This is a genomic window from Streptomyces sp. NBC_00433, assembly GCA_036015235.1.
Taxonomy (GTDB): Bacteria; Actinomycetota; Actinomycetes; order Streptomycetales; family Streptomycetaceae; genus Actinacidiphila.
The window spans coordinates 1,808,113-1,826,069 of sequence record CP107926.1 but is presented as its reverse complement, the minus strand read 5'-3'; the positions used below and the strand labels follow the sequence as shown (position 1 = coordinate 1,826,069).

13 protein-coding genes are annotated in these 17,957 nt (G+C 73.3%); 5 read left to right on the top strand and 8 right to left on the bottom strand.

Going from position 1 to position 17,957, the window contains the following annotated elements:
• Positions 1-18: 18 nt before the first annotated feature.
• From OG900_07305 to OG900_07280, 6 genes are all read right to left on the bottom strand, one after another.
• Complete coding sequence (locus tag OG900_07305) at positions 19-1,209, bottom strand: acyl-CoA/acyl-ACP dehydrogenase (GenBank protein ID WUH89935.1); 1,191 nt, start codon at positions 1,207-1,209, stop codon at positions 19-21.
• Positions 1,206-3,221 carry an ATP-grasp domain-containing protein gene (locus OG900_07300; protein ID WUH89934.1) on the bottom strand — a complete coding sequence of 672 codons (2,016 nt, stop codon included), beginning with the start codon at positions 3,219-3,221 and terminating at the stop codon, positions 1,206-1,208. Before OG900_07300 ends, OG900_07305 begins: the two co-directional genes overlap by 4 nt.
• A 35-nt stretch (positions 3,222-3,256) precedes the next feature.
• Entirely contained in the window at positions 3,257-4,825 is a 1,569-nt protein-coding gene (locus tag OG900_07295; GenBank protein ID WUH89933.1) for an acyl-CoA carboxylase subunit beta, read from the bottom strand.
• A complete protein-coding gene (locus tag OG900_07290) occupies positions 4,825-5,607 on the bottom strand; it encodes a TIGR03084 family metal-binding protein (GenBank protein WUH95649.1) in 783 nt (260 codons plus the stop codon). Before OG900_07290 ends, OG900_07295 begins: the two co-directional genes overlap by 1 nt.
• 310 nt (positions 5,608-5,917) lie before the next feature.
• A complete protein-coding gene (locus OG900_07285) occupies positions 5,918-6,385 on the bottom strand; it encodes a calmodulin-binding protein (GenBank protein WUH89932.1) in 468 nt (155 codons plus the stop codon).
• Between the two features lie 465 nt (positions 6,386-6,850).
• Positions 6,851-7,813: an acyl-ACP desaturase gene (locus OG900_07280; protein WUH89931.1), complete on the bottom strand. Its 963-nt coding sequence runs from the start codon at positions 7,811-7,813 to the stop codon at positions 6,851-6,853.
• A gap of 203 nt (positions 7,814-8,016) precedes the next feature.
• Between OG900_07280 and OG900_07275 the strand changes: the two genes are divergently transcribed.
• Together OG900_07275 and OG900_07270 are read left to right on the top strand one after the other, a co-directional pair.
• Positions 8,017-9,657: an ATP-binding cassette domain-containing protein gene (locus OG900_07275; protein WUH89930.1), complete on the top strand. Its 1,641-nt coding sequence runs from the start codon at positions 8,017-8,019 to the stop codon at positions 9,655-9,657.
• Between the two features lie 104 nt (positions 9,658-9,761).
• The gene (locus OG900_07270) at positions 9,762-10,163 is read left to right on the top strand and encodes a hypothetical protein (protein ID WUH89929.1); all 402 of its coding nucleotides are present in this window, start codon (positions 9,762-9,764) and stop codon (positions 10,161-10,163) included.
• Positions 10,164-10,265: 102 nt separating this feature from the next.
• Here the strand turns inward: OG900_07270 and OG900_07265 are convergent, their stop codons facing one another.
• The gene (locus OG900_07265) at positions 10,266-12,308 is read right to left on the bottom strand and encodes a putative Ig domain-containing protein (protein WUH89928.1); all 2,043 of its coding nucleotides are present in this window, start codon (positions 12,306-12,308) and stop codon (positions 10,266-10,268) included.
• Between the two features lie 295 nt (positions 12,309-12,603).
• On the opposite strand from OG900_07265, the gene OG900_07260 reads away from it, so the two are divergent.
• The 3 genes from OG900_07260 to OG900_07250 all read left to right on the top strand — a co-directional run bounded on the left by OG900_07260 (position 12,604) and on the right by OG900_07250 (position 16,976).
• Positions 12,604-13,419 (top strand): TrmB family transcriptional regulator, encoded by an 816-nt coding sequence (locus tag OG900_07260; protein ID WUH89927.1) that lies wholly within the window; start codon positions 12,604-12,606, stop codon positions 13,417-13,419.
• A 94-nt stretch (positions 13,420-13,513) separates the two neighbouring features.
• On the top strand, positions 13,514-14,395 hold the full coding sequence (locus OG900_07255; GenBank protein ID WUH89926.1) for a DMT family transporter: 882 nt from the start codon (positions 13,514-13,516) through the stop codon (positions 14,393-14,395).
• Positions 14,396-14,954: 559 nt separating this feature from the next.
• Complete coding sequence (locus OG900_07250) at positions 14,955-16,976, top strand: regulator (GenBank protein WUH89925.1); 2,022 nt, start codon at positions 14,955-14,957, stop codon at positions 16,974-16,976.
• Here OG900_07250 and OG900_07245 read toward each other — a convergent pair.
• A complete protein-coding gene (locus OG900_07245) occupies positions 16,973-17,740 on the bottom strand; it encodes an enoyl-CoA hydratase-related protein (GenBank protein ID WUH95648.1) in 768 nt (255 codons plus the stop codon). The two genes, OG900_07250 and OG900_07245, sit on opposite strands and share 4 nt — an antisense overlap.
• Between the last annotated feature and the right edge of the window lie 217 nt (positions 17,741-17,957).

Here is a 17,957-nt window from a genome sequence, read left to right as displayed (position 1 = left end):
GCGGGCGGGCATCACGGGTCAGTACGACTTGGGCAGCCCCAGGCTGTGGTGCGAGACGAAGTTGAGGATCATCTCCCGGCTGACCGGGGCTATCCGGCCCACCCGGGAGGCGGTGAGCAGCGACGCCAGACCGTACTCGGTCGTCAGACCGTTGCCGCCGAGGGTGTGCACCGCCTGGTCGACGGCCTTCGCGCACGCCTCCGCCGCCGCGTATTTGGCCATGTTCGCGGCCTCGCCCGCGCCCATGTCGTCGCCCGCGTCGTAGAGATACGCGGCCTTCTGCATCATCAGCCGGGCCAGCTCCAGTTCGATGTGGGCCTGGGCCAGCGGGTGGGCGATGGCCTGGTGGCCGCCGATCGGCGCTGACCACACCTGCCGGGTGCGGGCGTAGTCGACCGCGCGGTCCAGCGCGTAGCGGCCCATGCCGATCGAGAAGGCGGCGGTCATGATCCGCTCCGGATTGAGGCCGGCGAACAGCTGGAGCAGCCCCGCGTCCTCGTCGCCGACCAACGCGTCCGCGGGGAGCGCCACATCGTCGAGGAAGAGCTGGAACTGCTTCTCCGGCGCGGACAGTTCCATCTCGATCTGCCGGAAGTCGAAGCCGGGCGTGTGGCGTTCGACGAGGAAGAGGCACGGCTTGAGCTTGCCGGTGCGGGCGTCCTCTGTGCGGCCGACGATCAGCGTCGCGTCGGCGATGTCCACGCCGGAGACGAAGACCTTGCGGCCGGTCAGCAACCAGCCGCCGGTGTCCGGGTCGCGGCGGGCGGTGGTGGCGATGCGGTGCGAGTTGGAGCCCGCGTCCGGCTCGGTGATGCCGAAGGCGATACGCAGCGAGCCGTCCGCGAGCCCCGGCAGCCAGCGCTGCCGCTGCGCCTCGGTGCCGAACCTGGCGATGACCGTGCCGCAGATGGCGGGGGAGACGATGAGCAGCAGCAGCGGGCAGCCCGCCGCGCCCAGCTCCTCCAGCACGATGGACAGTTCGGCGAGCCCGCCGCCCCCGCCGCCGTGCTCCTCCGGCAGGTTGACGCCGAGGTAGCCCAGTCCTGCCGCTTCCTGCCACAGCTCGTCGGTCTGCCTGCCGGCCTTGACGGCCGCCGTGAAGTAGTCCCGGCCGTAGCGGCGGCCGAGGGCGCCGACGGCCTTGCGCAGCGCGCGCCGCTCCTCGGTCTCCAGCAGGGCGCTGTCGAAGGTGCTGCGAACGGTGGTCATGATGCCGGCTCCTCCCTCTCCTCCTTGACGACGGCCAGTACGGCGCCGAGTTCGACCTGGCGGCCGACCTCTGCGGTGAGTTCGAGCAGCGTCCCCGCGACGGGGGCGGCGATGACGTGCTCCATCTTCATCGCCTCCAGCCAGAGCAGCGGCTGCCCCGCCTCGACCCGGTCCCCGGCGGCGAACCCGGCGGTCCGCACGACGGTGCCGGGCATCGGCGCCCGCAGCGAACCGGGCGCCGCGGACTGCTCGGGGTCGGGGAAGCGCGGCAGGGCGGTGAGCGCGGCCGAGCCGAACGGCGAGTCCACGAAGGTCCTCTCCGGGTGGACGGCGACGCGATACGTCCGCCGGACGCCGCCGGCCTCCAGCACGACCCGGTCGGCGGCCGCGCTCACCAGCCGCACGCCGTCGAAGCCCTCCGCGGTCAGGCCGTCCCGGTCCAGCCGGTAGCGGATGTCGTACGTGTGCCCGCCCGGCTCGCCGCGGAAGCGCTTGAGCTGCGGCTGCGAGGGGAGGTTCCGCCACCCCCCGAGACGGACCGGCACGGGGGCGCCCGGCCGCGACGTACGCCGGGCCGCGTCCGCGAGCGCGGCGGCCAGCGCGGCGAAACGCTCGGCGTCCGCGGGGGCCGCGTCGGTGCCTGTGCCCGGCGCGAGGCCCAGGTCGGCGGCATTGCGCTCCAGGAAGCCGGTGTCCAGCCGCGCGGCCGCGAAGTCCGGGTGCCGCAGGGCGCGGACCAGCAGGTCCCGGTTGGTGACCGGGCCGTGCAGCCGGGCCCGCTCCAGCGCGTGCGCCAGCCGGCGGACCGCTTCGGCGCGGGTCGGCGCCCAGGCGATCAGCTTGGCCAGCATCGGGTCGTAGTGCACCCCGATCCGCTCGCCGCCGGTCACACTGGAATCCAGCCGCAGCCCCGCCTCGCGCCCCGGCGGCACGGCGAATTCCGCGTCCACACCGGGAATGTCGAGCAGGTGCAGGTCGCCCGGCTGCGGCTGCCAGCCGCGCGCCGGGTCCTCCGCGCACAGCCGGGCCTCCACCGCGTGCCCGCGGGCGGCGGGCGGCTCCGGCGGCAGCGCCGCGCCCTCGGCGATCCTGATCTGCCAGGCCACCAGGTCGAGTCCGGTGACGCACTCGGTGACCGGATGCTCCACCTGGAGGCGGGTGTTCATCTCCAGGAAGTACGGCCGGCCGTCCGCCGAGACCAGGAACTCGGCGGTGCCCGCACCCCGGTAGCCGATCGAGCGGGCCGCCCGAACCGCCGCCTCCCGCAACTCGGCACGCAGCAGCGCCGGAAGGCCGGGCGCCGGGGACTCCTCGATCACCTTCTGGTGCCGCCGCTGCAAGGAGCAGTCCCGCTCGCCCAGCGCCCACACCGTGCCGTGCCCGTCGGCCAGCACCTGCACCTCGACATGCCGGGCGCCCTCGACATACGGCTCGACGAAGACCTCGCCGTCACCGAAGGCCGCCGCGGCCTCGGCCCGCGCCGCCGTCAACTCGCCTTCCAGCGAGGCCAGATCACGCACCACCCGCATCCCGCGGCCGCCGCCGCCCGCCGCGGCCTTGACCAGCAGCGGCAGGTCCGCGGCCGTCACCGCCGCCGGGTCGAGCGCCGCGAAGACCGGCACACCGGCCGCCGCCATCAGCTCCTTCGCCCGGGTCTTGGACCCCATCGCCTCGACCGCCGAGGCCGGCGGACCGATCCAGACCAGCCCGGCCCCGGTCACGGCTCGCGCGAAGCCGGCGCTCTCCGACAGGAAGCCGTATCCCGGGTGCACGGCGTCCGCGCCCGCGGACAGCGCCGCGGCCACCAGCAGGTCGGCCCGCAGATACGTGTCGGCGGCCGCGTCGCCCGGCAGCCGTACGGCGGCGTCGGCCTCCGCCACGTGCGCGGCGGACGCGTCGGCGTCGGAATGCACCGCGACCGTGGCGATGCCCAGATCGCGGCAGCTCCGCAGGACCCGCCGGGCGATCTCGCCCCGGTTGGCCACCAGCACAGAACCGATCGGCGTGCCCATCGGCCCGCCCCCTCCCTCTCACCGACGGACGCCCGTCACATACGGAAGACCCCGAAACCGCCACGCGCGCCCTCCACCGGCGCCCCGTGCACGGCCGACAGGCACAGGCCGAGCACCGTACGGGTGTCGCGCGGGTCGATCACCCCGTCGTCGTAGAGCCGCCCCGACAGGAACATCGGCAGCGACTCCGCCTCGATCTGCTGCTCCACCGCCGCCCGCAGCCCGGCGTCGGCCTCCTCGTCGTAGGGCAGCCCGCGGGCCGCCGCCGACTGCCTGGCGACGATCGACAGCACCCCGGCGAGCTGGCTCGGCCCCATCACCGCGGACTTGGCGCTCGGCCAGGAGAAGAGGAAGCGCGGCTCGAAGGCCCGCCCGCACATCCCGTAGTGCCCGGCACCGTAACTGGCGCCCATCAGCACCGAGATGTGCGGCACCCGCGAGTTCGACACCGCGTTGATCATCATCGCGCCGTGCTTGATGATGCCGCCCTGCTCGTACTGCCTGCCGACCATGTAGCCGGTGGTGTTGTGCAGGAAAAGCAGCGGGATGTCCCGCTGGTTCGCCAACTGGATGAACTGCGCCGCCTTCTGCGACTCGGCGCTGAAGAGCACACCCTGCGCGTTCGCCAGGATGCCCACCGGATAGCCGTGCACCTCCGCCCAGCCCGTCGCCAGGCTCGGCCCGTACAGCGGCTTGAACTCGTCGAAGACCGAGCCGTCCGCGATCCGCACGATCACCTCGCGCGGGTCGAACGGGGTCCGCAGGTCGCCGGGCACGATGCCCAGCAGATCCGCGGCGTCGAACAGCGGCGGCGCCGGGTCGGGGCGCGGACCGGACCCGGGCTTGCGGATGTTGAGCCTGGCCACCACCCGGCGGGCGGTACGCAGCGCGTCCGGCTCGTCCAGCGCGAAGTGGTCGGCGAGGCCGGAGACTCTGGCGTGCATGTCGGCGCCGCCCAGCGACTCGTCGTCGCTCTCCTCACCGGTGGCCATCTTCACCAGCGGCGGGCCGCCGAGGAAGACCTTCGCGCGCTCCTTGACCATGATGACGTGGTCCGACATCCCCGGGATGTACGCGCCGCCCGCGGTCGAATTGCCGAAGACCACCGCGACCGTCGGGATGCCGGCCGCCGACAGCCGCGTCAGGTCGCGGAAGAGGGCTCCGCCGGGGATGAAGATCTCCTTCTGGCTGGGCAGGTCCGCGCCACCCGACTCCACCAGGCTCACCACGGGCAGCCGGTTGGCGAAGGCGATCTCGTTGGCCCGCAGCGCCTTCTTCAGCGTCCACGGATTGCTCGAACCGCCGCGCACGGTCGGGTCGTTCGCGGTCACCACGCACTCGGTGCCCTCGACCACACCGATCCCGGTGACCAGGGAAGCGCCGGTGGCGTAGTCGCTGCCCCAGCCGGCGAGCGGCGACAGCTCCAGAAAGGGGGTGTCGGGGTCGAGCAGCAGCTCGATACGCTCCCTGGCCGTCATCTTGCCGCGGGCCCGGTGCCGCTCCTGATACTTCGGGCCGCCGCCCGCCAGGGCGTCGGCGTGCGCCGCCGCCACCTCCGCCAGGCGCGCGGACATCGCGGCGGCGCGCTCGGCGAAGTCACCCATCAGGCCGCGCCCTTCGACGGCGGCCGGGTGCTCCCCGGCGGCCCGGCGAAGGCCTGCACCACCGACAACCAGGCCTCGGCGTCCGGGCCTTCGGCCCGCAGGTCCACATCGTCCCGGTGCCGCCGCCGCACCGCCAGCAGGCAGAAGTCCAGCGCGGGCCCGGTCACCCGCTGCGCCGCCTCCGGCGGCCCGAAGGTCCACAACGACCCGTCAGGGGAGGTCAGTTCGACCCGGAATTCCTCCGCGGGCGCGGGCAGCCCGTGCACGGAGAAGGCGAAGTCCCTCGCCCGGACGCCGATCCTGGCCACATGGTGCAGCCGGGCGGTCGGCTCCCGCCGCACCCCGAGCGCGTCGGCGACGTCCTCGCCGTGCGCCCACGTCTCCATCAGCCGGCCCGTCGCCATCGCCCCGGTGCTCATCGGCGGCCCGTACCACCGGAAACGCACGCCCTGCGGCTGCGCCGCCAGCACCTCGCCGAGCCGTGCGCGGCCCGCCCGCCACCGCTCCAGCAACTCACCCGGCGGCACATCGGCGCCCCTGCGCGCGCCCTGGTCGACGTAGGAGTCGAAGTTCGCCGCCGCCACCTCGGCCTCCCGCCCGAATCCGTCCGGGTCCAGCACCGCCAGCAGGGCGCGGCGGTCCGTCCAGGCCAGATGGGCGATCTGGTGCGCGATCGTCCACCCCTCGGCCGGCGTCATCCGCCGCCAGTCGGACGGGCCCAGCCCGGCCACCAACGCGTCGAGCCCCGCGCTTTCTGTGGCCAGGGCCGCCAGGACGGGCATATCCACGGTGCGCACCACCCCTCACGTAGACGTGCGACGAGGGTTGCAGTGCCTCAGGAATCAATCAAGCCCGCACGCTTGATTTTCCGGCTGCATGCCGCAGCCCCCACCACGGCGCCGCCGCCCGTCACACCCCAGCCCGCCGTTCCCCGGGCCCCTTGAAGAACGCTCACCTCATCGGTGCCGTGCCGACCACCGGTCGGTGGGAGGGCATATCTGCTCGGACAGGCGGTCACCCGCCGGCCCGAGCAGACCCTGGTGGCGACGCGGGTGTCTCGACGGGTGGGCATCGATACCCGCCGGCGGTCACCTACGGGGCGGGGATTTCCCTGACCAGGTGAGAGCTCCAGTCACACCAGACGCGGCCGGGCAGGAAGGGGCCGCCGACCTCGTCGAGATGGTCTTCGACGTAGGGGATGCTCGCGTCGCAGACCTCGATGGCCTGGTTGAAGAAGCTGGTCTCGTCGGGGTTCGCCTGGTAGCTCCAACGCGGGTTGTAGGGGGCCGGCTGCTTGATGATCCGCGTCAGAATGTGGGGCTCGTCGGTGGTGGCGCCGCTGACGAGTTCTCGGGCGTGCTCGATGTCCGAGCTTTCCGTCAGCTTGATGACGAAGGTGGCCCGCGTGATGTCGGTCATCTCGAAGTAGGCGGGGCCTGCCGCGGCGGCCGCGCGGACCGGCCCCTGCCGGGGGGCGCTGGCCTGTGAGGGCTGTGCCACGGCGAAGGCGAGCATGCCGACGGCGGCCACGCCGGCTGCCTTGGTGAGCACATGTCGCATAAGGAACCTCTCCTCGTCCTGGTCGTCGCGCTCATCACGACTGACTACTCAAAGTATTCAACCAGTAACGAGGAGTAATCATGCTGATCTCGGCGTTTGGGTCGCGAGGGCGATCGCCGCGTAACCGGGACTGCCGCGTTGGCTGGTGGGCCTCGCTGACTCGGCAGCCGCGCACCGTCTTGCCTGCGGTGCATGCGGTACGGCTCACGCCGCGTGGTGCCAGGGGGCTGAGGTTCTGCGCAGAGGGCACGCGTTTTTCAGGGGTGCGTGGGGGTACCCCCAGGCGAAGCTCTGGGGGAGAACGGAGCGACAAGCCCCCACGCAGCGGCACTGTGGAGTCCGTGACAGCACCCCGCAGGGAGTGTCGAAGAACGGCGCGACAAGCTCCCGCCGGGCGGCAGCCAAGGGGCGCACCGCAAGGTGCGGGCCCCCCGGGGCGCGGGGGGCGCCCCGGAGGGGGTGGGCTTAGGACTTGGCGCGCCGCGCCAGGAGAGCGGCGCGCTTGGTGTCGAAGCGGACGGCCTGTTCGTTCAGGCCGGTCATGAAGAGGCCGAGCTCTTCCTGGGCGCGCAGGCCCTCCGGGCCGAGACCGTCGACGTCGAGGACCTTGAGGTGGCGCAGGACGGGCTGCAGCACATCGTCATGGTGGATGCGCAGGTTGTAGATCCCCCCGATGGCCATCCGCGCAGCGGCCCGCTCGAAGCCGGGCATGCCGTGTCCCGGCATGCGGAAGGCGACGACGACGTCGCGGATCGCCTGCATGGCCAGGTCGGGCGCGATCTGGAGCGAGGCGGCCAGCAGGTTGCGGTAGAAGACCATGTGCAGGTTCTCGTCCGTGGCGATCCTGGCGAGCATCCGGTCGCACACGGGGTCACCGGACTCGCGGCCGGTGTTGCGGTGGGAGACGCGGGTGGCCAGCTCCTGGAAGGCCACGTAGGCCACCGAGTGCAGCATGCTGTGCCGGTGGTCGTGCTCGAAGCCCTCCGACATGTGCACCATGCGGAAGCGCTCCAGCTCGACCGGGTCGACGGCCCTGCTGGTGAGCAGGTAGTCGCGCATGGCGATCGCGTGCCTGCCCTCCTCGGCGGTCCACCGGTGGACCCACGTGCCCCACGCGCCGTCACGGCCGAAGAGCGTGGCGATCTCGTGGTGGTAGCTGGGCAGGTTGTCCTCGGTGAGCAGGTTGACCACCAGAGCTATCCGGCCGACCGCGGTGACCTTGGACTGGTCGGGCGCCCAGGCCTCGCCTTCCATGACGCCGTCGAAATTGCGGCCGTCGCTCCACGGCACGTACTCGTGGGGCATCCATTCCTTGGCCACCCCCAGATGCCGGTTCAGTTCGCGCTCGACCACCTCTTCCAGAGCGTGGAGCAACGCAGCGTCACTCCAGACGTCCGATCGGGCGAGGTGGGGCGAGGTAACGGTCACGGAGGCTCCTGGGGACGGGAGGGGGCGGGAAGGGAACGGGCGGAGAAAGCGGAAGCACCTACGCCTACGTAAGTTACGCAACCGTAGGTTAAGGCGGCGTAAGAAGGCAACCCATGCGCCTGCCTGCGGCGACGTCGGCGGCCGGCCGTCGCGCGGTTACCGCGTCGCCGCAGGCGCCGGCAGCCGATAGGATCCTGGGCCTGATGAGTGCCACCCTCGTAACCAGGAATCTGGCCGCCGGACACGGTGACCGCGCGCTGTTCTCGGGCCTCGACCTGGTGGTCGCGCCCGGTGACGTGATCGGTCTCGTCGGCGCCAACGGCGCGGGCAAGTCGACGCTGCTGCGGCTGCTCGCCGGCCTCGACACCCCGGAGGACGGCACGCTGCGGCTCAGCCCGGCGACCGCCACCGTAGGCCATCTGCCGCAGGAGCCGGACCGCAGGGACGACGGGGAGACCGTAAGGGACTTCCTGGCCCGCAGGACCGGTGTCGGCGCGGCCCAGGAGGCGCTGGACACGGCGACCCAGGCACTGGTGGACGGGGCGCCCGGCGCGGACGACGCCTACGCGGTGAGCCTGGAGCGCTGGCTCGCGCTGGGCGGCGCCGACCTGGAGGAGCGCGCCGAGGAGGCCACCGCGTCACTGGGCCTGGGCATCAGCCTGGACCAGGAGATGTACGCGCTGTCCGGCGGGCAGGCGGCCCGCGCCGGGCTCGCCTCGCTGCTGCTCAGCCGCTACGACGTCTTCCTGCTCGACGAGCCGACCAACGACCTCGACCTCGACGGCCTGGAGCGGCTGGAGAAGTTCGTCACCGGCCTGCGCGCCGGCACCGTCCTGGTCAGCCACGACAGGGAATTCCTCACCCGTACCGTCAACCGGGTGGTGGAGCTGGACCTTGCGCAGCAGCAGGTCTCGGTCTTCGGCGGCGGCTACGAGGCCTACCTGGAGGAGCGGGCCACCGCCCGCCGGCACGCCAGGGAGGAGTACGACGAGTACGCCGACACCAAGGCCGGCCTGGAGGCCAGGGCGCGCATGCAGCGCGGCTGGATGGACAAGGGCACCCGCAACGCACTGCGCAAGGCGCCCGACAACGACAAGATCGCCCGCAAGGCGCGCGCCGAGGGCAGCGAGAAGCAGGCGGCCAAGGCCCGGCAGACCGAGCGGCTGATCGAGCGGCTCGACAAGGTCGAGGAGCCGCGCAAGGAGTGGGAGCTGCGGATGGAGATCGCCGCGGCGCCCCGGGCGGGCGCGGTGGTGGCCACCCTCGGCGGCGCGAAGGTCCGCCGCGGGGACTTCCGGTTCGGGCCCGTCGACCTCCAGATCGACTGGGCCGACCGGGTCGCGATCATCGGCGCGAACGGCTCGGGCAAGTCCACCCTGTTGGCCGCACTGCTCGGCCGGCTGCCGCTGGACGAGGGCCGCAGCGCGCTCGGCCCCGGTGTGCTGGTCGGCGAGGTCGACCAGGCCCGCGGCCTCTTCCGCGGCGGCGAGCCGCTGCTCGACGCCTTCCGCGGCCCCGCGCCCGACCTGGACCCGGCCGGGATCCGCACCCTGCTGGCGAAGTTCGGCCTGAAGGCCGACCATGTGATGCGGCCCGCGGCCACCCTGTCGCCGGGGGAGCGCACCCGGGCGGCGCTGGCGCTGCTCCAGGCCCGCGGGGTCAACCTGCTGGTGCTGGACGAGCCCACCAACCACCTCGACCTGCCGGCGATCGAGCAGCTGGAGGCGGCCCTGGCGGCGTATCAGGGCACCCTGCTGCTGGTCACCCACGACCGGCGGATGCTGGACGCGGTGCACACCACCCGGCGGATCGAGGTCGCGGACGGCCGGATCACCGAGGTCTGACCGCAGGAAGCGGACCTGGCGGCCCGAAAGGGCGGGAACCCGATCGGGCCCGCCTGCGTCCCACCCATGACCGTCGCGAAAAGGTCGTGGGGAGGAGGACGGTGATGCGCCATCGGATACGGGCCGCCGCCGCTGCGGGCGCCCTCGTCGTCTTGGCCGCCGGCTGCGGCTCCGCGGCCGGGGTGCGGGTGGTGCCGTCCGGCTCCGCCGGCGGTTCTGACATCTCCGCGGACTGCGGTGACGTCGTCCTCGACCTGTCGAGCCCGGACACCCCCGGGGACATCTGCCTGCGCGTCGGCAGCACACTGCGGCTGCGTCTCGGCGCGGGCGTGAAGGCCGCCTCGGAGTCGGGGGAGGCGCTGGCCGAGGTCTCGCCGGGCGTCTACCGCGGTGCCGCCGCGGGCGAGGCGACCCTGAGCGGTATGCGGCGGGCCTGTCCCGACGAGCCGGGCAGGATGTCCTGCCTGGCCGTCATGCCGTGGCGGGTGACCGTCGACGTCCGATGAGCGCCCCGGGCGTCGGGGGACGCCCGGGTCGGCGGAGGACCCGGGCCGGCAGTGGGGGCCGGTCCGGGTCCGCCGCTCATAGCCGATACGGCAGCGTCAGGGTCAGCTGACGTTGACGGCGGTGTCGTCGATCAGGAAGGACGTCGCCAGCGAGGAGTCCTCGGTGCCGGTGAACTTCAGGACGACGGTCTTGCCGATGTACGGGGTGAGGCTGACGGTCCGCTGGACGTAGCCGGAGCCCTTGTTGAGGTTGGAGTAGGAGGCCACCGTGGTGCTGCCGGCCGCGACGGTGAGCTTGTCGTAGGCGGTCGTGGTGGTGGTCTCACTGCTGTCGACGTACAGGTAGAAGGTGAGGGTGGCGCTGGTGCAGGTGGCCGGGACGGTCACCGACTGGGAGACGGTGTCGGTGTGGGTGGTGCCGTAGCCGTCCAGCCAGGCCTTGTAGGAGCCGGAGTGGGCCGGGGCGTCGGTGCTGTTGTCGATGACGCCGGAGGAGGAGGTCCAGCCGGTGGAGCCGCTCTCGAAGCCGGGGTTGGTGAGCAGCTGGCCGGCGGTGCAGCCGCCCCCGCCGCTGGTGGTGACCGTCCAGGTGAAGGAGGCCGAGCCGGTGGCGTTGGTGGAGTCCTTGGCGGAGACGGTGACGCTGTAGGTGCCCGCCGCGCTCGGGGTGCCGGAGATCAGGCCGGAGGAGCTGATGCTCAGGCCCGTGGGCAGGCCGGAGGCGGAGTAGGTCAGGGTCTGGCCGGAGGCCGAGTCGGTCGCCTGGATCTGGAGGCTGACGGCGGTGCCGACGACCGTGGACTGGTTGCCGGGGCTGGTGACCGTCACGGTGTTGCCGCCGGTCGAGCCGCCGTTGGTGAAGGCGGCCGTGCCGTTCGGGGTGCCGAGGCCGGTCGGGCCGTCGTAACCCGCCTTCGCGGTGCACAGGTAGCTGCTGCCGCAGGAGCCGTTGGTGCCGGTGGTCACGTCGTTGAGGGAGCTGGTGTGCGCGTACGGGTAGGACGCCGGGGTGCTGCCCGAGGCCGGGGTGCCGGCCAGCGCGTAGACCGAGGCGATGATCGGCGACGAGGCGCTGGTGCCGCCGTAGACCTGCCAGCCGGAGGCCTGGTAGCTGTCGTAGACGGCCAGGCCGGTGGCCGGGTCGGCGACCGCGGAGACGTCGGCGACGGTGCGCCGGGCGCAGCCGGTGTCGGTCTGCCAGGAGGGCTTGGCGTCGTAGGCCGAGCAGCCGGAGCCCGCACCGTCACCGGTGGTCGAGCCCCAGACCTTCTCGGTCCAGCCGCGGGTGGTGCCGCTCGACCGGGACAGTGAGGTGCCGCCGACCGCGGTGACGTAGCGCGAGGAGGCCGGGTATTCGGCGCCGTAGCCGCTGTCGCCCGAGCTGACCGTGATGGCCACGCCGGGGTGGTTGAAGTACTGCGAGTCGGCGGTGGTGTCGCTGGAGTCCTCGTCGCCGCCGTAGCTGTTGGACACGTACTTCGCGCCGAGGGAGACGGCCTCGTTCACGGCGGTGCCCAGGTCGTCCATGCTCGCCGAGGTGGCCTCGACCAGCAGGATGTGGCACTGCGGGCACACGGCGCTGACCATGTCCAGGTCGAGCGAGATCTCGCCCGCCCAGCCGGAGTCCGCCGACGGGTAGCTGGTGCCGCCGGTCTGGTTGACCTTCTTGAAGCAGCCGTTGGCCGTGGTGCAGGCCGGCAGGCCGTACTGGCTGCGGTAGGTGTTCAGGTCGGCCGCGGCGTTCGGGTCGTCCTGCGCGTCCACGATCGCCACGGTGGCGCCGGCGCCGGCCGAGGACGGCAGGGCGTACGCGCTCTGCAGGTCGGTGGGGCCGTAGCCGGACGGGGTGGCGTTCGGGGTGATGCCGAGGCTGTGCGCGACATCGGTCCGTGCCAGCGCCAGGCAGGACATCCCGCCGGGCGTGGTCGGGGAGGCACACAGGTGCGCGGTGTGCTGGCCGCTGGAAACGGTGCCGGTGGCGCCGGTGGCAGCGGTGCCGGTGGGGGTGCCGGCGACGGACGGGGAAGCGGCGGCGACCATGCCGCCGGTGACCAGGGCGCCGGCGGCGACGACCGCGACGGCGGCGCGGCGGACGGCACGTCTGATCCGGCCGGGACTTGTCAGCTGCAATGAACTGCCCTCCATGGGGGATCTGCTCCCGAGGGCGCCCGCGGATGATCATCGCTGTCAAGGTCATGACAATCGATCATTGAGCGGTATCGCCTGGGACTTCGTGTGGCACACGTTCACTGGTGATCACGTTGACGATCGTTGTCAACTCCCGCTCACTGCCACCACGTTCAGTGGTGACGAGGTTGAAGGTAGTGAAACCGACCCCAAGGAACCACCGGGCAATGGCAAAGGCTTCCCCTCGAATCACTGGCGGGGGGCACCCTGGTCGCTTCCCCGCGACGATCTCCGCCGTATACGTTGTGGCGCCATGGACACCGAGGAAGAACCCGTCAACGACCTTGTCGCGCTCGGCCTGGCGCGCTACGAGGCGCGGGTCTACCTCGCCCTGGTGCGCCGCGAGTCGTATACGGCCGCCGAGGTCGCCCGCGCCGCCGACGTACCGCGGCAGCGGGTCTACGACGTGCTGGACACGCTCGTACGCCGCCGGCTGGCGGTCGCCCACCCCGGGCGGGTGGCGACCTTCTCGGCGATCGGCCCCGAGCTGGCCGTCGCCCGGCTCATGGCACTCCAGCGCGAGCAGCTGGAACGCCTCGACCGGGTCTCCACCGCGCTGACCGCCGCGCTCGTCCCGGTCTGGGCGGACGGCCGCAACCACACCGTGCCGCTGGACTACGTCGAGATCCTGCGCGACCCCAAGGCCATCGCCGAGGCCTTCACCGACATCCAGGCACACGCCAACCACGAACTGCTCAGCTTCTGCAAACCGCCCTTCGTCGCCCCCGCGGCCAACACGCCCGGCATCAAGGTCGCCCGCCGGCTGCACCGCTCCGGCGGCACCGTCCGCGCCATCTACACCCACGAGGCCCTCGACGACGCGGACGTGCTGGAGAACGTACGGCGCTTCGGCGCGGCGGGGGAGGAGTGCCGGTTCACCGCCGAGCTGCCGCTCAAGCTGGTGGTCGCCGACGCCCGCCTCGTGCTGTGCGACATGCCCGACCCGGTCGCCGGCACCGGCGCCACCACCGCGCTCTACATCGAGCACCCGGCGCTCGCAGCGTGCCTGCGGCTGGCCTTCCTGACCGTATGGGACAGCGCGCAGACCGTGCCCGGCACGCACCCGTGAGCCCGGCGGCCGGCAGCCGCCGGACGGCCGGAAGGCGGCGGCGCGGCCCGGCGCGGACCCGCGACACGGGGTGACTGAGGGCTAGAGTGACCTGGTGGGCGTGTTCGTGCTCGGACTGAGTGCCGCTTGCTGCCTCGGATTCGGGTTCGTGCTGCAGCAGCGCGCGGCCGCCCGTGCCCCCCTCGCGGACGTCCTGTCCTTCCGGCTGCTGCTCGACCTTTTCCGCATGCCCGACTGGCTGCTCGGCGTCGCACTGATGGTCTGCGGCCAGGTGCTCGGCGCGGTCGCCCTCGCATACGGCGAGGTGTCGCTGGTCGAACCCCTCACCGCCACCAACCTGCTCTTCGCGATGGCGCTGTCCCGGCGGCTCACCGGCCAGCCGCTGGGCCGGAACGGCTGGACCGGCGTCGCCCTGCTGGCACTCGGCGTCACCGCCTTCATCGTCGCCGGCCGCCCCAGAGGCGGCGGCCCGGAAGCCGGCGCCCTGCGGCACTGGCTGGTCTTCGGCACCGTCGCGGGCCTCGCGCTGCTGCTCACCCTCCGGGCCCGCCGCCTCCCCAGATCCGCCGAGGCCGCCCTCCTCGGCCTGGCGGCCGGCCTCCTCTACGGCCTCCAGGACTCGCTCACCCGGGTCTGCGGCCAGATCGTCCAGGACGACGGCCTCGGCGCGCTCGCCGTGTCCTGGCAGCCGTACGCCGTCGGCGTCCTCGGCCTCACCGGCATGCTCCTGGTGCAGAGCGCCTTCGAGATGGCCCCCCTCCGCATGTCCCTGCCCTCCCTGACCGCCGCGCAGCCGATCGCCGGCATCGTCTGCGGTGTCGGCTTCCTCGGCGACCGGCTCCGCTTCACCGCCGGCGCGCTCGCCGTCGAGGCGGCGGGCCTCGCGGCGATCGTCGCCGGCGTGGTCCTCCTCGGCCGCCACCCGGCCATGCCGGCCGGCTCCGCCAAGGAGGAGCCGATCGTCGCCACACGCTAGGCGCCGAGCCGCTCCGACCCCCGGCCGGCCGGTGGGGGTTGCGCGCGCAGTTTTCCGCGCCCCCAGGTGATTGCCCCTTGCGGTGCGTCCCTTGCCCGCGGCCCGGTGGGGGCTTGTCGCGCAGTTCTCCCCCAGCGCTTCGCCCGGGGGTACCCCCACGCGCCCCTGAAAAACGCTCGCCCTCCGCCCGGAGGGCAGGGCCCCTGCCAGGGGCGAACGCCTGGGCCTAGGAGGACGCAGGCCACAAGGGGCGCGTGGGGGTACCCCCGGGCGAAGCGCTGGGGGAGAACTGCGCGCCCCGCCGAAGAGGCGGGAAAGAAAGCAACGCCGCAGCAAGTGGCACCCACCCAGGGGCGCGTGGGGGTACTCCCAGGCGAAGCTCTGGGGGAGAACGGAGCGACAAGCCACCCACACAGCGCAACTGTGGTGTCCGTGACAGCACCTCGGCGACAAGCCCCCGCGCAGCGGCACCGCGGGATCGGCAACAGCACCCCGCAGGGGAGTGTGGAGTTTGGCAACAGCACCCCGCAGGGGGTGGGGGAAGGGGGACGCTGGGGGCGTGAAGGGACACATTCCGCGGGAGACGACGAGCTTCGTGGGCCGGGAGCAGGAATTGGCGCGGCTCGGCGGCATGATGGCGACCGCACGGCTGGTGACAGTGACCGGCGCCGGCGGCGTGGGAAAGACCAGGCTGGCGGTGCGGGCCGCAGGCCACGTGGCGGGGCTGTTCCCCGACGGGGTCTGGTGGGCGGATCTGGCGACGCTGACCGGGCCGGAGCTGCTGCTCGCGACGGTCAGCGACGCAGTCGACCTCGCGGACCACTCGCCGCGCATGCCACTCCAGGTGCTGACCGAGTTCGTCGCCGACAAGCGGCTGCTGCTGGTGCTGGACTCGTGCGAGCACCTGGTGGAGGACTGCGCCCACCTGGTGGGGGACCTGCTCACCGCGGCCGCGGGCGTCACCGTGCTGGCGACGAGCCGCAGACCGCTGTTCGCTGACGGCCGGGACCTGCTGGTGCTCGACCCGCTGCCCGTGGACGGCCCGGAGGCGCAGGCCCTGTTCGCGGACCGGGTGGCGGAGCGCGCCGGGGGGCACGCGATGGCCGAGCCGGGGGCGGACGAGGCCGCCGCGGCGCTCTGCCGGCGCCTGGAGGGCATCCCGCTGGCGATCGAGCTCGCCGCCGGGCAGGTGGGCCCGGCGAGCGTCGCCGAGGTCGCGGAGCACCTCGGCTCCCGCTTCGACGCGCTGACCCGTTCCGACTTCGTCTGGCCGCACCGGCACCGGGCGATGCGTACGGCGGTGGGCTGGAGCCACGAGCTGTGCGCACCGCTGGAGCGGCTGCTGTGGGCGCGGCTGAGCGTCTTCCGCGGTGCCTTCTCCGCCGAGTCTGCCGCGGAGGTCACCGGCGGCGGCCCGCTGCGCCCCGAGGACGTGCCGCGGCTGCTGGACGGCCTGGTCAGCCAGTCGGTGCTGCGCAGGGACGGCGAGCGGTACCGGATGCTCGACACCATCAGGGAGTACGGCGACGACTGGCTGGGCGAGCTGGGGGAGCGCGACGACCTCGCGGACCGGCACGCCGACCACTTCGTGAAGCTGGCGCGCGAGGCGGAGGCCGACTGGCCGGGCACCCGGCAGATCCGCGCCTACCGGGCCGTCGAGCGGGTGCACGCCGACCTGCGGGCCGCGCTGGACCGGCTGCTGGCCACGGACCCGGTCCGCGCCGCCGACACCGCGGGGCGCCTGGTGTTCTTCTGGACCTGCTCGGGCCATGTGCAGGAGGCCCGCTCGTATCTGGAGCGGGCGCTCGCGGCCTGCCCCGGGCCGGGCGGGGAGCGTACGCGGGCGCTGACCGCGCTCGGTATCGCGGTCACCCTCCAGGGCGACTACCCGCTGGCGACCCGGTTCGGCGACGAGGCGATGGCCGCCGCGCGGGCCGACGGCGACAAGGACGCGCAACTGGCCGCCGCGTACATGGCGGGGCTGCTCGACCTGCTGGCGGGCCGGCCCGGCCGGGCGGTCGACGCGGTGGACGCCGCGCTGGCCGCCTCGCCCGGCTTCGCCTTCGACTCGGGGGCGCTGCTGCGCTGCCACCTGGTGCGGGTGTTCGGGATGACCGCGCTCGGCGACCTGGACCGGGCGAGCCGCACGGCCTACGAGCTGCGGGAGCACTGCGTGCTCATCGACGAGGTGTGGACCCGCTCCTACCTGGACTACCAGCTCGCGCTCATCGCCCTGGGACGGTCGGCCTCCGGGGACGCGGTGCGGCACGCGCGCATGATGCTCAATGCCAAGCGCGCCCTCGGCGACTCCTTCGGCCTGGCCCTCGGCCTCGACGTACTCGCCGCCGCCCTTGCCGCGGACGGCCGCCCGGAAGCCGCGGCGATCGCGTACGGCACCAGCGAGACGCTGTGGCGCGGCGTCGGCCACCCCCAGCGCGGCACCCCGGAGCTGAAGGCGGTACGCGACGGCTGCGAGGCCGCGTTGCGCTCGGCCCTCGGCGACGACGGCTACGACCGCGCATACCGGCGCGGCGCCGCCACCGCGTCACCGGGCGCGATCGCCGCGCTGGCCAGCGACTAGGAGCCACCGTCCGGCACCCAGGTGAAGTGCGGGGGGCGGCGGGTGAGGAAGGCGGTCGCGCCCTCCAGGGGGTCGGGGCTCGTGGCGGCCTGCGCGGACCAGTAGGGCTCGCGGCCTGGGGCGGGGGAGTCGGCGGTGAAGTCCTTGGCCGCCGACTGGGTCAGCAGGGAGCGGGCGGCGAGCAGGGCGGCGTAGTCGCGGACCCGGGCGGCGAGGGTGCCGGGGGGCCACACCTCGTCGACCAGGCCGGTGCGCAGCGCCCGCCCGTGGTCGATCAGCTCGGCGGAGAAGAGCAGGTGCTTCGCCGTGGCCGGGCCGGTCAGCCGGACCAGCCGCCGGGTGGAGGACGCCGGGTAGACGATGCCGAGCCTGGCCGGGGTCACCCCGAAGGTCGCGCCCTCGGCGGCGAAGCGCAGGTCGCAGGCCACCGCGAGCTGGCAGCCGCCGCCGACGCAGTGGCCTCGTACGGCGGCCAGCGTCGGCTTGGGGAAGGCGGCGAGCGCCTCCTCGGCCGCGACCGCGGCCTCCTGCGCGGCGCGCATCCCGGCCGCGTCGGTGAAGCCGCTGATGTCGGCGCCCGCGCAGAAGGTGTCGCCGGCGCCGGTGAGCACCAGGACCCGTACCGCGGGGTCGGCGGCCAGCGGTGCCAGCAGCCCCGGCAGCGCCGCCCACATGGCGGGCGTCATGGCATTGCGGCGGGCCGGGTTGGCGATGGTGACGGTCGCGGTGCCGTCCGCGGTGGCGACCGCCAGTCCGGGCGGCATGGTCATGGCGACTCCTCGGACGGGACGGGCGCCTGGACGGCACGATTGCGGCGGCAAGCGGTCGGAGCCGGTCGCGGCGGCGACATTACCGGTCGCCACCGGTCGCGAATCGCTGAAAGGTGCGGACTTACGGTTTCCCGCCTGCCCCGGCCCCGGCTTTGCGGACACTCGATCCGATGAGGCGGAATCCGCCGGGAGTCCGGCGGGGCCTGCGGGG